Genomic DNA, 13,047 nt, shown 5'->3' with positions numbered 1-13,047 from the left:
GTCCGCCCCGTCCGCCCCATTGCCTTCGAACATGCCCCCGAAAGGGGGCGGGCCGGGGAGGGTGAAAATGCGAATCTCATCGCGGAAGACGCTCTTCGTTCTTTTCGGTTTGCTCGGCGCCCCGTCCTTCCTCGCACCGCGCGCCGCGGCGAGCGACGGGGCCGGCGAGATCACGAATCCGCCCGCGCCAAAGCGGGCGCCGCTGCTCGAAGGGATGGGATCCCTGCATCGACCCATCACCACCAGCGTTCCCGCCGCGCAGCGTTATTTCAACCAGGGCCTCACGCTGGCTTATGCTTTCAACCACGCCGAGGCGGAGCGATCGTTCCTCGAAGCCGCGCGCCTCGATCCCCGTTGCGCGATGTGTTTCTGGGGCGCCGCGCTCGTACTCGGCCCGAACATCAACGCGCCGATGAGCGACGACGCCGTCCCGCGCGCGTATGCGCACATCCAGCGCGCACGCGCGCTCGCGACCACGAGCGGCGTCACGCGGCCCGAGCGCGAGCTCATCGAGGCCCTCGTGCTCCGATACGCACCCGTCCCCGTGGCCGATCGCAGCGCGCTCGATATCGCCTATGCCGGAGCGATGAAGAAGGTCGCCGAGCACTTCCCGGACGACGTGGACATTCTTTCGCTCTACGCGGAGTCGCTCATGGACCTGAGCCCCTGGAATTACTGGGAGCGCGGGATGCCGCGGGTGAATACCGAGGAGGTCGTGTCCGCGCTGGAGCGAGCGATGAAGCTCGATCCGAACCACCCCGGGGCAAACCATTATTACATTCACGTGATGGAGTCCTCGCCGCACCCCGCGCGCGCGCGGGATGCGGCCGTCCGGCTCGGGGACCTCGTGCCCGGCGCCGGGCACCTCGTGCACATGCCGTCGCACATCTACCTTCGCCTCGGCCATTATCACGACGCCGCGATGGCCAACGAGCGCGCCATCGCCGCCGACGACAAATACGCGCCCCTCGCCGATCCCTCGAACATGTACCTGATCATGTACCGGATGCACAACGTGCATTTCCTGTGGGCCGCGGCCACGCTCGAAGGCCGGTCCGCCGAGGCGCTGCGCGTGGCGCGCTCGATCCCGAGGCTCCTTGGCCACGCCGCGCACGGCCACGGCGGCGCCATGGCCACAATGATCGAGCATTTCCAGGCTGCACCGCTTTATGCCCTGGTTCGTTTCGGGAGGTGGCAAGAGATCCTGCACGCGGAAGCGCCGCCCGAGGATCGCGCTTACTCTCGCGGAGTGCACCATTACGCGCGCGCCATCGCGTACTCGCGGCTCGGCGACACGGCGGCCGCGGATCGTGAGCTCGCCGCGCTGGAGAAGGTTGCGGCGGAGCCCGCGCTCACCCGCACGACCGTGTCGGGCGTGAACACGCCGAGCGCCGTGCTCGGCGTGGCCCTCGCGGTCGCGCGCGGCGAGCTCGCAGCGGATCGGGGCGATCTCGACACGGCCGTCCGTGAGCTCCAATTCGCGGTGGTGCTCGAAGACCTGCTCCGTTACATGGAGCCGCCGGACTGGCATCACCCGACACGGCAGATCCTCGGCGCCGTCCTGCTCCGCGCGGGCAGGGCCGCGGACGCCGAGCGTGTCTATCGCGAGGACCTCGCGAACCTGCCGGAGAACGGGTTTTCGCTCTTCGGCCTCGCCCAGGCGCTCGAACGTCAGGGCAAGGCGTCCGAGGCCGCGGAGGTCCGGCGCCGATTCGAGATCGCCTTCGCCCGCGCGGACATCCGGCTCGAATCCTCCCGGTTCTGAAACGTCTCTCCCGCCTCGTCCGCCGCTTCGGCTATCCTCGCCCGCGAGGAGGCCTTCGGTGACGAAAACACGTAAGAAGACGCTCGGTTGGATCGCCCTCGGGTTGCTCGGGGCGAGCTTCGCTGCCTGTGGGGACGAGGACACGAAGATCCCGGAACCCCCCCCGACCGTGGTCGATCCGCTGGCCCATTGCCAGTTCGAAACCCCGCCGGAGCGCCCGTCCAAACCGGCGAATGCCCCGACGGAGGTCAAGGCCGGCTACGGCGCCGCCGTCCTGCCCATGCCCATCGGCACGCCCGTGGGCGGCTACGCGTCCCGCGCCATCGGCCTCGGCGGCGCCAAGCCCGTCGACGACCGGCCCCGGCGCTTCGGCAAGAGCCTCGTCCCCACCGTGGGCATCCACGACGCGCCGCGCGCCGAGGCCATCGCCCTCGAAGCCGGCGGCGAGCGCGTGGTCGTCGTGCGCGTCGACGCGCCGCTCCTCAACGAGAACACGCTCTTCGAGCTCGAATCGAAGGTCGCCTCCGACGGCTCCATGCGCGGCCGCATCATCATGACCGCCTCGCATAGCCACGCCGCCTGGGCCGGCTACCAGCCGAGCTTCATCCTGATGCCCGGCGTCGATCGCCCCAAATCCGCGCTCGCCGAGCGCGCCATCGCCGCCATGGCCGACGCCGTGAAGCAAGCGCTCGACGGCCTCGCCCCCGCGAAGATCGGCGTCACGGTCGAGAAGGACTTCGACCCGAACGACGAGGTCAACCGTGACCGGCGCGGCGAAAACAACATGATCCCCGGGCCCGACGGCAACGACGCGGGCAAGAGGAAGGACCCGACGCTCTGGGTCCTGCGCGTCGACAAGGCCGACGGCACGCCCCTCGCGGCCCTCGTCGATTTCCCCATCCACGGCACGATTGGCGGCGGCGACAATCCGCTCGTCTCGACCGACGCCCCCGGCGCCATCGCGCGCGCGCTCACCGCCGAGCTCGGTTATCCCGTCATGCACGTGCAGGGCGCGGCCGGCGACGTCTCGCCCGCGGGCCACGAGGGCCGCAACGCCTGCCCCGACTCGCTCCGCTGCCTCGACATTCCGCGCCTGGAGACGCTCGGCGCCCGCGCGACCGAGCTCATCGCGCCCATCATCGGCGGCGTCCAGACCGGCGACAAGGCCGCGCTCGAGATCGTCACGCGGAGCTATTACATCGGCCGCGAGGGCGTGGTGAAGCGCCCCGACGGCACCGAGCTCCGCTACGCGGCGTACGATCCGAACGTGGAGGAATACGTGCCCGACGGCGTCCTCCTCGACGAGAATGGCAAGGTCAAGAGCCCCATCGACGAGTTCAACACCTACGCCGGCGCGGGCCTCTGCGGCGAGAAGACTGGCTTGGGCGCGATCGCCGGGCTCCCGGGCGCGATCAGCATGCCGGCCTATGGCTCGTGCCTCGAAATCGCCGAGGGCGGCGGCATCATCTTCGGCATCTTCGACGTGAGCGTCGACATGCCCCTGCCGCTCTGCGACTCCGTCCGCACGACGGCCGCGGCCCTTCGTATCTCCGGCACGCCGACCGGCGATTACCTCGTGGTCACGGCGCCTGGCGAGCCCGTCGCGCCCTGGGCCGCATACCTGCGTGGCCTCTCACCCGCAGGCCCGGATCGGACGCTGCTCATCGGGTATGCCGACGATCACGTTGGATACATCCTCACGGGCGAGGATTGGCTCGCTGGCGGTTATGAGCCCAGCATCAACATCTGGGGCCCGCTCGAAGGCGAGCAGATCCTCGCCGGCGTGCTCGAAGCGGCGAAGCTCGCCTGGACGCCCGAAATCGAGGATCCCGAGGTGGGCAGCTCGCGCTTCGCCGCCTGGAAATACCCCGACGAGGCGCCGATCACGAAGCTCGAGACCACCGATCACGGCACGTCTGCGTCTGCGTCGCCCGCGCTCTTCTGGCCCGATACGGTCACGGCGGAGGTCTCGACCGCGGAGGTCCCGCGGGCCGTCGGCGCGGCGCGGTTTGCCTGGTATGGCGGCGATCCGGCCGTCGACATGCCCGTGGTGTTCATCGAGCGCGAGGCGGCGCTCGGCATGTACCAGCCCCTCGCGGACGTGAAGGGCCGACCGGCCACATCGTACGAGGGCGCGATTGTCACGACGTACTCGCCCGACCCGGTGAACGCCGAGGCGCCGGAGCACCACGTCTACACGGCGACGTGGCAGCCCGTCCCGGCGGACCTCTACTCCGCGCAGAAGCCCATGCTGCCGTTCTCGCTCCCGCTCGGGAAATACCGCTTTCGCGTGAAGGGCAAGGCGCTCGCGGCGAGCGGGGAGACGACCTACGAGATCACGAGCCCGCCGTTCGAAGTCGTCGCTGCGCCGCTCTCGGCCGCGTCGACGGCGACGCGGGGCGCCTCTTCGATCGACCTCGCGGCGAACCTCGGGACGGCGCCGGGGCTTCGTGCATTGCGTGTGGGGCCGAGCGATACGGGCGTGCCGCTGCTCGGCCCCTGGACGGTGACGGTGACGTTCGCGAACAACCAGACGAAGGTGGTCGAGGTCGACCCCGACGCCGAGGGCAAGGCCAGCGTGCCGCTCACGATGCAGGAGGCGCAGGACGCGCAGTCCGTCGAGATTCGCGACGTGGCGGGCAATGGCGGCACGCTGAGCGTCCCCTGACCTAGCTCGCGCGCCTCTCGCGCTTCTCGTGCTTCTTCCCGTCGCGCCGCGCCTCCTTGCCGTACTTCTCCTGCGCGGTCTTCTTCAGGTCCTTCGCGAGCTTCTTCACGTCCTTCGCCTCGTCGCGCGTCACCTTGCCGTCCTTGCCGGCTTCCTTCGCGGCGGCGCGGATGGCGGCGGCGCCGGCCTCGAAGTCCTTGCGAATCTGCGCCTTCATCGACTCCGGCAGCGGATGCGCGGCGAGGAGCGACTCCATTTGCTCACGCGCGTGCTTGATCTTCGCCTCGACCTTCTCGTCGAAGCGGGCCGCATCGATGGGGAACTCACCCTTGCCGTGCTTCTTCTTATCGACCTTCTCGACCTTCGGCGCCTTGCCCTTCTCCTCGGCGGAGGCGGCGAGCGGGGCAGCGGCGAAGGCGAAAGCGAGGGCGAGCGCGAGGGGGCGGACGAAGGTACGAAGGGTCGACATGGCGGGGCTCCTTTACGGGCGATTGCCGTGGTTCGAGCAGAGGAAGAGCACGCGGCGTGCCAGGCGCGCGTGCCTTTGATTTCGCTGTTTTGGCGGGATCCCGGCCTGCGGAGCCGACGCCGCACCTGCGGAATCGCGCGCCCGCTGCGGCGCATCGCGCGCACCGGGGCGGATCGGGTACGCTGGCGGAGAAAGGACGGATCCCATGCAACGATGCTCCAGGCTCGGACGAACAGGGCTCGTCGGCCTCCTCGTGTTGGGCCTCGGCGGCTGCGGCATCTTCGGCGGCGGCGACGAGCTCACGGGCGACGCGCTCGTCCAGCACAACATCGAGGAATACGAGTCCCTGCAGGCGGAACTCGAAAGGAACCGCACGGAGGCCATGGGCAAGAGCGCCACCGAGGCCGCCGCCGTGGGCAATCGTCTGTTCTGGCTCACGTTCCCCACCACCGACGCCTCGCTGCACAGCCTCGACACGGTCTCCGGCGCGCGCATCGATTACACGTTCGGGGTCGGGAACTCGAACGCATGGAACTGGCGCGCAAGCGATTCGATCGTCGTCACGGCCAGCCAGGGCGGCGGGGGCCTCGCGTACAATGCGTACGACATCAACCAGCCCGAAAAGGTCCGCGGCACGCTCGGCATGCCTTCGCCGGGCGGGGGGATTCGCTGGTATGCTTATGCGCCGGACGGCAATCAGGTGTACATCGTGGAGAGCGGCGCGACGAACATGCTTTTGCGCTGGACCGTGGGCGCAGTGCAGCCCGAGTCGCTCTTCAGCCTGGAAGAGGCGGGCATGAGCGTTGGCGAATTCTGGGATTTCGGCGTCGAGGGCAATACCGCGATCCTCATCGAGAGCGGCCGCGTCTGGAGCCTCGACATCGCCGCGAAGAAGGCTACGTGGCTCGAAAACGAGACCCAGGCCATGGCCGCGCAATGGGATTCGAAGGGCGTGTTTTACCTCTCGGCCACGGGCCCGTTTTTCTACACGAACGATACCCGGAAAAACCGGGACATCGAGGCGGACATCGCCGCCTCGGGGTACGAGCTCAACAGCACGTACAACGCGATCCACGAATACGACCAGGGTGGCGCCCGGAACGGCGACGACGTCGCGTACATCGGGCGGGACGGGCTCTTCCTGTTCGACCTTGCGACCGGCAAGACGCGCCCGGCGCTCCTGAATGCGCGCGACAACAGCATCGTGTATCGGAACCCTGTCCTTCTGGAGAACGGAAAACTCTTCGTGCAGGGGCTCGAATCGAAGAGCGGCGCGACGGGCGCCGAGGGAGGCTGGTACGAAGTCGATCATTGATCGAGTTGCTGGTACGGCCATCCGGACGGCGGCGGGTCCGTCTTCCAGCGAAAGTTTTCGGGCTCGAGGAGCGATTCGAGGTTCTCCCGCCAGAGCTCGAGCATCGACCGGTACGTCGACGCCGTCACGAGGACCTGCATGGCCAAGCGACCCGCCCTCGTGGCCTGGTTTGGCCATTTCTCCGAGATGTGCGCGACCACCGTATATTCGAGCTCGATGATGCGGTCGACCGAATCCAGGCGCTGCTGGATCCACTCGCATCGGAAGGCGGTGATCTCTTTGAACCAGTCGTGTGCCTCCCCGGTCATCGCGCCCTCCCTTTCCGAGGTGATGGCGCGCGCCGCGGCCCCCCTCCTGGGTTGCCGCGGCGCGCGCCGTCGGCTCGTTCACGGCTGCTGCGGGGGCACCGGGGCCGGGGCCGGGGCCGGGGCGGGGGCGGGCTTCCCGCCGTTTGCGTAGCCGCCCGTCTCCGCGTCACCCTCGAGGAAGCGGAGCACCCTCCCGGCCTTCAGGTAAAGGATGAGGTTCTTGGCGACGACCGCCTCGAGCGTGTCCCGGACCGACTCGTTGATGGCGAGGACGTCGTCCACATCGACAGTTCCCGTCGGCGAGGTGCAACCCTCCCCGAGCGTGCCGAGGATCCACTGGATCTTCTCACCCTCGGCGTTGAGGATGTGCGCGAGACCCATCTCCTCCATGGCGACCGAGGTGAGGATGAGTGCAGCACCGGTTTCCGGGGTGACCGGGTGGTCGGGCTCGGTGAAATCGGGAAGGCTGACCTGGCTCATGGTATTCGTCCTTTTCGTGTATGCAATGACCCGCGGCGTCCGGCTCCCTATGAACCGTTTCATTCATCGCCGCGGTCACTAGCAATGACGAACGAGGCGTCGTTTTCGTGAGCAGAGAATCGACGCCGGCGCGTCGTTTTCCTCGGCCGCTATCGGCATCCGACGCGGACGGACGCGAACGCGCGGCCTCGACGACTCTCGTGTCGATTGGCAAATCGATATTGACGAGGTCGCTGCTTCGTCGAATCATCGGCAATATTGACTTGCCAGCGCGCGCTCGACTGGCGCGTCGCGTCGAATGGAGGTTGCTCATGGGGGGGGAGAACCAGAGCTTCACGCGTGCCGCTTTTCAAGAGGCTTGGTCGCAATCCGAGCCGCAGCTCCGGAAGCTCTGCTTTCGCTGGACGGGAAGGGATCCCGAGGCCGCGCGCGACGCGCTCGGCACGGTTGCCGTGCTCGCGATGGAGGAGTTCGCGCGCAGCAGCGGCGAGATATCGAATGTACGCGCCTGGCTCACCCGGCTCGCGCGGAACGCTTGCGTCGACATCCACCGGGAGCGCGCGATCAAAAGGAGGGCGATCGAGCGGCTGACGGTGGAAGGAGGGCTCGAATCGGCGCACGTGGAGTCCCCCGAGGCCGAGCAGATGCGGCGCGAGCTCAACGTGCTCGTAAGGAGAGCCATCGACGGCTTGCCGCCCGCGCTCGCCGAAACCGCGAAGCTCCGCCTCGTCGAGGAAGAGCCTTACGAGGACATCGCCGGCGAGCTCTCGCTCTCGCCCGAGACCGTACGAAAACGTATCCAGGACGCGCGAACGCGTTTACGCAACGAGCTCTCGACGCACGTCGACGAGGCGAGGATCTGCGGAATCACGCGCTGAGTGGAAAGCCGACTTTCCACCCGTTGATGCATACGGCCCGGGCTGGATGAGTTTTCTACGGCCCGGGCCGGATGCGCTTTCTACGGCCCGGGCCGGATATGACATTCTCGGTCCCATTTTACCTCGAATCCGGCGCGCAACACGCCTCGGCTTGGTGATACGTTGGTCGAACCTTCTTTCCTTGTAGAATCGGGGGACGCATGACGACGACCACGCCGGGTCCTGGATACCTCACGGCGAACGAGGCTGTGATGTTTCTTTCCGTCAAGCGATCGACGCTTTATACGTACGTGAGCCGAGGCCTTTTGCGCAGCGTCCCGTGCCCCGGGGGGCGCGGTCGGTATTACCTGCGCGAGGACGTCGAGCGATTGAAAGCGCGGAGCGAGGCGCACGCCGGCAGGTCCGCGCCCGATTCCGATGTGGAGCGTAGCTCGTCCCGGACGTTCATCACGCAAATGTCACCCGAAGGGCCACGATATCGAGGGTACGCCGTCGCCGAGCTCGTGCGCGAGGGCATTTCGTTCGAGGCCGTGGCCGAGCTCCTCTGGACCGGGAGGCTCCCCTCGAACGAGGTGCGCGGCTCGGCGTGGCCCGCATCCGACGAAGATTGGCGCGACGTCCTTTCCATTCTGCGCCGGACATGCGACGCGCTCGCGCTCCTCTCCTTGCCTTCGGCGCCCCTCGACGTGGTGCGCCTCGGCCTCCTCTTCTGGTCACTGCACCGGCACGGCAAGCCCACCACACACCCGCAAGCGAACCGCGTCGAGGCGCGCGCGTTGCTCCGGCTCGTCGCCGCATTGCCCGCCACCTGCCGCGGGGCCACGCGCGCCCTCGCGGCCGCCCGCGCCCCGTCCCTCGCCGAGAGCCTCGCCATTGCGTGGCTTCCATCCGAAGTGGATTCCAGTGCTTCGAGGCGCGTGGCGCTGCTCGATCGAGCGCTCTCGCTCGCCGCCGATCACGCGGTCGAGCCGCCCGCGCTCGCCGCGCGCGCCGCCGCGCATGCGGGCGGCAGCCTCGCGGCCTGCGTGCTCGCGGGCGTGGAGGCGCTTTCGGGGGGCGAGCACGCCGGGGTATGCGCCGAGCTCGCGGATTGGATCGAGTCCCTCGAGACGACCACGAAGGTCAGGGAATTCGTGGCCGAGCGCCTCGACCATGGAAAATCGATTCCCGGCTTCGGGCGTCTCGCCGGGGCGGACCCTCGCGCGGCGATTCTGCTCGACGCTGCGTCCTCGTTTGCGCCCGCAGATCGACGGGTCCAGGGCGCCATCGCCCTCGTCGAATCCGCCCGCATGTTCGGGGAGCCCGGCCTCGAAGTGGGGCTCGTCGCCCTCGCCGCGGCGCTCGGATTGCCCGTGGGCGCGCCGGCTGCGATTCTGACGGTCGGCCGCGTGGCCGGGCTCGTCGCGCACGTCCTCGAAGCCGAGAATCGTTACTGACGCGCGCGCGCCTCGAACCACGGCCGCAGCGCGCGCGTCCCCCGCGCTTCGGCCACCGAATCCGAGGTCGTGACGGCCGCGACGAACTCCAGCATATCAGAGAGGCGCGGGTGCGGCAGCCGGAGCATGGTGCTCCAGAACCGGAACACGCCCGGCGGCACGTGCAGGATGCGAGGTCGTTTTCCCACGACCTCGAACGCGAGCCGCATGATCTCCTCGCGGGTCAGGATCTCCGGGCCCCCTACGGTGACGATTTCGGGACCATCCTCGGTCACGGACGCCATCGCCTCGGCGACGCAGACCGGATGCACCGGGTTTGCCTTGGCCGTCCCGTCTCCCGCGACGGAGCCGACGCCCCAACGGGCCATGTCGATCAGATCGCCGAGGGCCGAATAAATACCGGTTGGCCGGACGAACGTGCACGAGAGGCCCGACGCGCGGAGCATGTCCTCGGTGTCGAGGTGGGCGCGGATGTACCGCGTGTGATCGTATCCAGGGCCGGGGTGGGCCGAGAGGTACACGAAACGCGTCGCCGAGGCGCGCCGCGCCGCGGCGAGGAGGTTTTCGTGGGCGACGAGGTCCACGTCGCGAAAGGAGCGCCGCTCGGCCGTCCCCAGCGCGACGTTCGCGCCGAGGCAAGACACGACGACGTCGATCCCCGCGAGGGCCTCGCCGAGCGAATCCGCGCGCGTCGCGTCCCCGAGGACGACCTCGCTCGCGAGCGGGCGGATCGTTTCGGCGTTTTTCGCGCTGCGGGAGAACGTGCGCACGAAATGGCCACGCTCGCGGAGCAATCGCAGGACCTCGGAGCCGACGGCGCCGGTCGCGCCGGCGAGGAGAACACGCGGTGGACTCATGGACACCCCCCCAGGGCCCGGAGGATACCGCGCGTCTCACTCGCTCGTCGCGCGGATCCCGAACCTCGCCATCAATCGCTGTAGATGCCGCCGATCGACGCCCGCCTCGCGCGCCGCCCGCGACACGTTGCCGCCGGACTGCGCGAGGATCGCCTCCACGTAGGCCCGCTCGAAGCGCTCGACCCAGGCGTCCTTCGCCTCGTGGTAGGGCAACTTCAGGAGATTCGCCTCGACCCCGCTCGCGTGTGCCGTCTCCTTCGGCGCCTCGAGATTCGGCGGGGCCTCGGCCTTTCGCTCCTCGGCCCGCGGGCTCACGGCCGGCTCGCCCGGCGCGGCGAAGGCGCCGAGCACGGCCCAGCGCTCCACGATGTTGCGCAGCTCCCGCACGTTGCCTGGGAAATCGTAGCGGTAGAGCATCGCGATCGCCGTCTCGTCGAGCCGCGCGCACGGCGGTAGCCCCGACGCCGCGCGCCGCCGCGCGAGCTCGTCCTGGATGTGATCCACGAGCAGCCGGAGGTCTTCGATCCGCGTCCGGAGCGGCGGCACCCGCACGATCACCACCGCGAGGCGATAGTAGAGATCCTGCCGGAACCGACCCGCCTGCACCTCACGCGCGAGCGATCGGTTCGTCGCCGCCACAATGCGCACGTCGACCGAACGTGAGCGATCGGAGCCCACGGCCTTGACCTCGCGCCGCTCGAGCGCGCGGAGCAGCTTCGCCTGCATGTCGAGCGGCAGCTCGCCGACCTCGTCGAGGAAGATCGTCCCTCGGTCCGCCGCCAAGAACGCGCCCGGCCGCTCGCGCACCGCGCCCGTGAACGCGCCCTTTTCGTGCCCGAAGAGCTCGCTCTCCAGGAGCTCCCGCGGGATCGCCCCGCAGTTGACCGCGACGAACGCGCCCGCGCGCCCGCTCGCCTCGTGCAGCCCCTCGGCCGCGAGCTCCTTGCCCGTGCCCGTCTCGCCTTCGAGCAGCACCGTGAGGTCACTCGCGGCGACACGCTCGAGGAGCGCGAACATCTCGCGCATCGCGGGGCTCGCGCCGAGCATGCGGCCGAAACGCGCGCGCGGGCTGATCTCCTGCTCCACCGTCTCGGCGAGGGGTTCGAGGCGCAGCACGCTGTTGCCGAGGCGCACGAGCGTGTCGTCCGTGATGGCCACGCGCTCGATGCGCAGGTCGCCCACGAACGTGCCGTTCGTCGAGCCGAAATCCGTGAGCGAGAAGCCGTGGGGCCCGAGGCGCACGGCGAGGTGTTCGCGCGAGACGGCCGGGTCGCGCAAGGTCACGTCGACGTCAAGGCTGCTTCCCACGCGCACCTCGTCCTGCGCGAAGACGTGCGCCGCGCCCTGATCGCGCCCGTCGGGCGCGTCGACCACGACCACGCGCAACTTGCGGATTCGGCGCACCGAGGGGCCGCTCGTCGCGTCGATGACCTCGGTCACGGGGCGCCGCCCTCCCGAACCGCTCGGGGCGCTGCCGAGCAACCTCGTCCTGCTCTCGCCGTCGCTCATGGCTCGCGCACCTCCGCCTCCTCGTCGTCCTTGGTCGCGCCCTTCTTCGGGGCCACGAGCACCACGTGTTCGTTCGGGCGCACGCGGAACGTGTACTCGCGCCGCGTGCCCTTCGGTAGCACGACCGCGACCGTGTGCTCCCCGCTCCTGAGCTCCAGCCTTCCGTCTGCGGGCAAGGCCACCTTCTCGCCGTCGACCTCGACGTGCGCGCGCGGCGGCACGACTCCGGCGACCGAGATGGAGCCGCGCGGGTTGCGCGGCGGGAGGCGCGCCGAGCATTGCCCCATCGCGAAGAGCAGCACCGCGCCGAGCGCCACGGCCAGATACACGCCGGAGGAGCGTCGCGGGGGCGGCGCAGGGCGGGGCGCAGGTTCGGCCGCAGGCATGGGCAGCGCAGGCGGCAGGATCTTCTCGGACGAACCTCGCGCTTCGGCCGCCGGCAGCCGGACGAGCGACGTTCGATCCTCGGGGGCGCGCGCGCGATGCGCCGCCACGCGCGCGGCGAGCGCCTCCCGATCGAGCGCGAGCGCTTCGAGGCCCTGCACGATCGACGCGCTCGTGGGCCTGCGCGAGGCGTCCCGCGCGAGCGCCGCCAGGAGCCCCGGCACGCGCGCCTCCCACGTGGCGAGCTCCCGCGGCGGCTCTCCGCGCGCTCCGGCCGACGCGAGGTCGTCCTCGGGGAAGATGCGCCTCCCGAGCGCGCACTCGGCCACCACGACGGCCCATCCGTAGACGTCGCTCGTGGCGCTCGCCTCGCCGGGCAGCGCCGCCTCCGGGGCCAGATACCCCGGCGTCCCCGCGACCTCGGGGCGCGCCTCGCCCGCGCGCCGCGCGAGGCCGAGGTCGACGAGCTTTGCCTCGCCGGTCTCGTCGATCATCACGTTCGAGGCGGCGAGGTCGCCGTGCACCCAGCCCTTCGCGTGCAGGGCAGCGAGCGCCCGCGCCACGTCGAGCGCCGCCGCGCGCACCGCGCCCTCCGGCATCGGCTCCGCGCCGGAGGCGAGCTCGTCGAGCGGCGCGCCGCGCACGTGCTCGATAGCCACGTACGGCAGGCCCGCGAGCTCGCCGTGCGCCGCGAGCGCGGGCAGCGCCGAGGCGCGCACCTCCGCGAGCACCTCGCCCTCGCGCTGGATGGCCTGCGCGGCGCGGCCCGAGGCGCGTTCGCCCAGCACAGGCCGTTTCAGCACGAACGTCTGGCCGCTCCGGTCGCCGAGCCGGACGGCGACGAGCACGTCCGACATCGCCCGCCGCGCGAGGAGCTGCACGAGGAGGAAGTCGCCGAAGAGCTCGGGCACGAACGGCGCGGGCACGGGCGGAGGGTAGCCGAGAACGGCCCGCGGCGGACACCTTCGCGCAGGATCC

The 13,047-nt window shown here is 69.8% G+C and carries 11 protein-coding genes; 5 read left to right on the top strand and 6 right to left on the bottom strand.

The annotated features are described in order from the left end of the window. Positions 1 to 67 precede the first annotated feature (67 nt). The gene (locus tag QHF89_RS05370) at positions 68 to 1,765 is read left to right on the top strand and encodes a tetratricopeptide repeat protein (protein ID WP_136967190.1); all 1,698 of its coding nucleotides are present in this window, start codon (positions 68 to 70) and stop codon (positions 1,763 to 1,765) included. Between the two features lie 58 nt (positions 1,766 to 1,823). Next, positions 1,824 to 4,433 carry a neutral/alkaline non-lysosomal ceramidase N-terminal domain-containing protein gene (locus tag QHF89_RS05365; RefSeq protein ID WP_136967191.1) on the top strand — a complete coding sequence of 870 codons (2,610 nt, stop codon included), beginning with the start codon at positions 1,824 to 1,826 and terminating at the stop codon, positions 4,431 to 4,433. 1 nt (position 4,434) lies between these two features. Here QHF89_RS05365 and QHF89_RS05360 read toward each other — a convergent pair whose 3' ends face one another. After that, the gene (locus tag QHF89_RS05360) at positions 4,435 to 4,902 is read right to left on the bottom strand and encodes a hypothetical protein (protein WP_136928511.1); all 468 of its coding nucleotides are present in this window, start codon (positions 4,900 to 4,902) and stop codon (positions 4,435 to 4,437) included. Positions 4,903 to 5,107: 205 nt separating this feature from the next. Between QHF89_RS05360 and QHF89_RS05355 the strand changes: the two genes are divergently transcribed. Next, on the top strand, positions 5,108 to 6,217 hold the full coding sequence (locus QHF89_RS05355; RefSeq protein ID WP_136967192.1) for a hypothetical protein: 1,110 nt from the start codon (positions 5,108 to 5,110) through the stop codon (positions 6,215 to 6,217). Here the strand turns inward: QHF89_RS05355 and QHF89_RS05350 are convergent. Then, complete coding sequence (locus QHF89_RS05350) at positions 6,211 to 6,525, bottom strand: hypothetical protein (protein ID WP_136967193.1); 315 nt, start codon at positions 6,523 to 6,525, stop codon at positions 6,211 to 6,213. The two genes, QHF89_RS05355 and QHF89_RS05350, sit on opposite strands and share 7 nt — an antisense overlap. Before the next feature lie 78 nt (positions 6,526 to 6,603). Continuing rightward, a complete protein-coding gene (locus QHF89_RS05345; protein WP_284720093.1) occupies positions 6,604 to 7,005 on the bottom strand; it encodes an alpha-helical endospore appendage domain-containing protein in 402 nt (133 codons plus the stop codon). A 311-nt stretch (positions 7,006 to 7,316) separates the two neighbouring features. On the opposite strand from QHF89_RS05345, the gene QHF89_RS05340 reads away from it, so the two are divergent. Further along, on the top strand, positions 7,317 to 7,883 hold the full coding sequence (locus QHF89_RS05340) for an RNA polymerase sigma factor (protein WP_136967194.1): 567 nt from the start codon (positions 7,317 to 7,319) through the stop codon (positions 7,881 to 7,883). Between the two features lie 200 nt (positions 7,884 to 8,083). Further along, positions 8,084 to 9,319 carry a citrate synthase gene (locus QHF89_RS05335; protein WP_136967195.1) on the top strand — a complete coding sequence of 412 codons (1,236 nt, stop codon included), beginning with the start codon at positions 8,084 to 8,086 and terminating at the stop codon, positions 9,317 to 9,319. On the opposite strand, the gene QHF89_RS05330 is transcribed toward QHF89_RS05335, so the two are convergent. From QHF89_RS05330 to QHF89_RS05320, 3 genes are read right to left on the bottom strand one after another with little or no spacing between them, the layout of a single operon-like run. Next, positions 9,313 to 10,176, bottom strand: a complete 864-nt coding sequence (locus tag QHF89_RS05330; RefSeq protein WP_136967196.1) for an SDR family oxidoreductase — start codon at positions 10,174 to 10,176, stop codon at positions 9,313 to 9,315. The genes QHF89_RS05335 and QHF89_RS05330 overlap by 7 nt on opposite strands. 36 nt (positions 10,177 to 10,212) lie before the next feature. Then, positions 10,213 to 11,685, bottom strand: coding sequence for a sigma 54-interacting transcriptional regulator (locus QHF89_RS05325; RefSeq protein ID WP_170228974.1), 1,473 nt, complete (start codon positions 11,683 to 11,685; stop codon positions 10,213 to 10,215). After that, positions 11,682 to 12,995, bottom strand: a complete 1,314-nt coding sequence (locus QHF89_RS05320) for a serine/threonine-protein kinase (RefSeq protein WP_136967197.1) — start codon at positions 12,993 to 12,995, stop codon at positions 11,682 to 11,684. Before QHF89_RS05320 ends, QHF89_RS05325 begins: the two co-directional genes overlap by 4 nt. Positions 12,996 to 13,047: the final 52 nt, after the last annotated feature.

Source organism: Polyangium sorediatum, from assembly GCF_029946465.1.
In the GTDB taxonomy this organism is placed as follows: Bacteria; Myxococcota_A; Polyangia; order Polyangiales; family Polyangiaceae; genus Polyangium; species Polyangium fumosum.
The sequence above is the reverse complement of the archived record's forward strand: the minus strand, read 5'-3'. Positions and strand labels throughout refer to the sequence as shown.

Bases quoted from the DNA above. Each gene is read 5' to 3' on its own strand.
- QHF89_RS05370 (WP_136967190.1), top strand. From the start codon at position 68: ATGCGAATCTCATCGCGGAAGACGCTCTTCGTTCTTTTCGGTTTGCTC.
- QHF89_RS05360 (WP_136928511.1), bottom strand. From the start codon at position 4,902: ATGTCGACCCTTCGTACCTTCGTCCGCCCCCTCGCGCTCGCCCTCGCT.
- QHF89_RS05355 (WP_136967192.1), top strand. From the start codon at position 5,108: ATGCAACGATGCTCCAGGCTCGGACGAACAGGGCTCGTCGGCCTCCTC.
- QHF89_RS05350 (WP_136967193.1), bottom strand. From the start codon at position 6,525: ATGACCGGGGAGGCACACGACTGGTTCAAAGAGATCACCGCCTTCCGA.
- QHF89_RS05345 (WP_284720093.1), bottom strand. From the start codon at position 7,005: ATGAGCCAGGTCAGCCTTCCCGATTTCACCGAGCCCGACCACCCGGTC.
- QHF89_RS05340 (WP_136967194.1), top strand. From the start codon at position 7,317: ATGGGGGGGGAGAACCAGAGCTTCACGCGTGCCGCTTTTCAAGAGGCT.
- QHF89_RS05335 (WP_136967195.1), top strand. From the start codon at position 8,084: ATGACGACGACCACGCCGGGTCCTGGATACCTCACGGCGAACGAGGCT.
- QHF89_RS05330 (WP_136967196.1), bottom strand. From the start codon at position 10,176: ATGAGTCCACCGCGTGTTCTCCTCGCCGGCGCGACCGGCGCCGTCGGC.
- QHF89_RS05325 (WP_170228974.1), bottom strand. From the start codon at position 11,685: ATGAGCGACGGCGAGAGCAGGACGAGGTTGCTCGGCAGCGCCCCGAGC.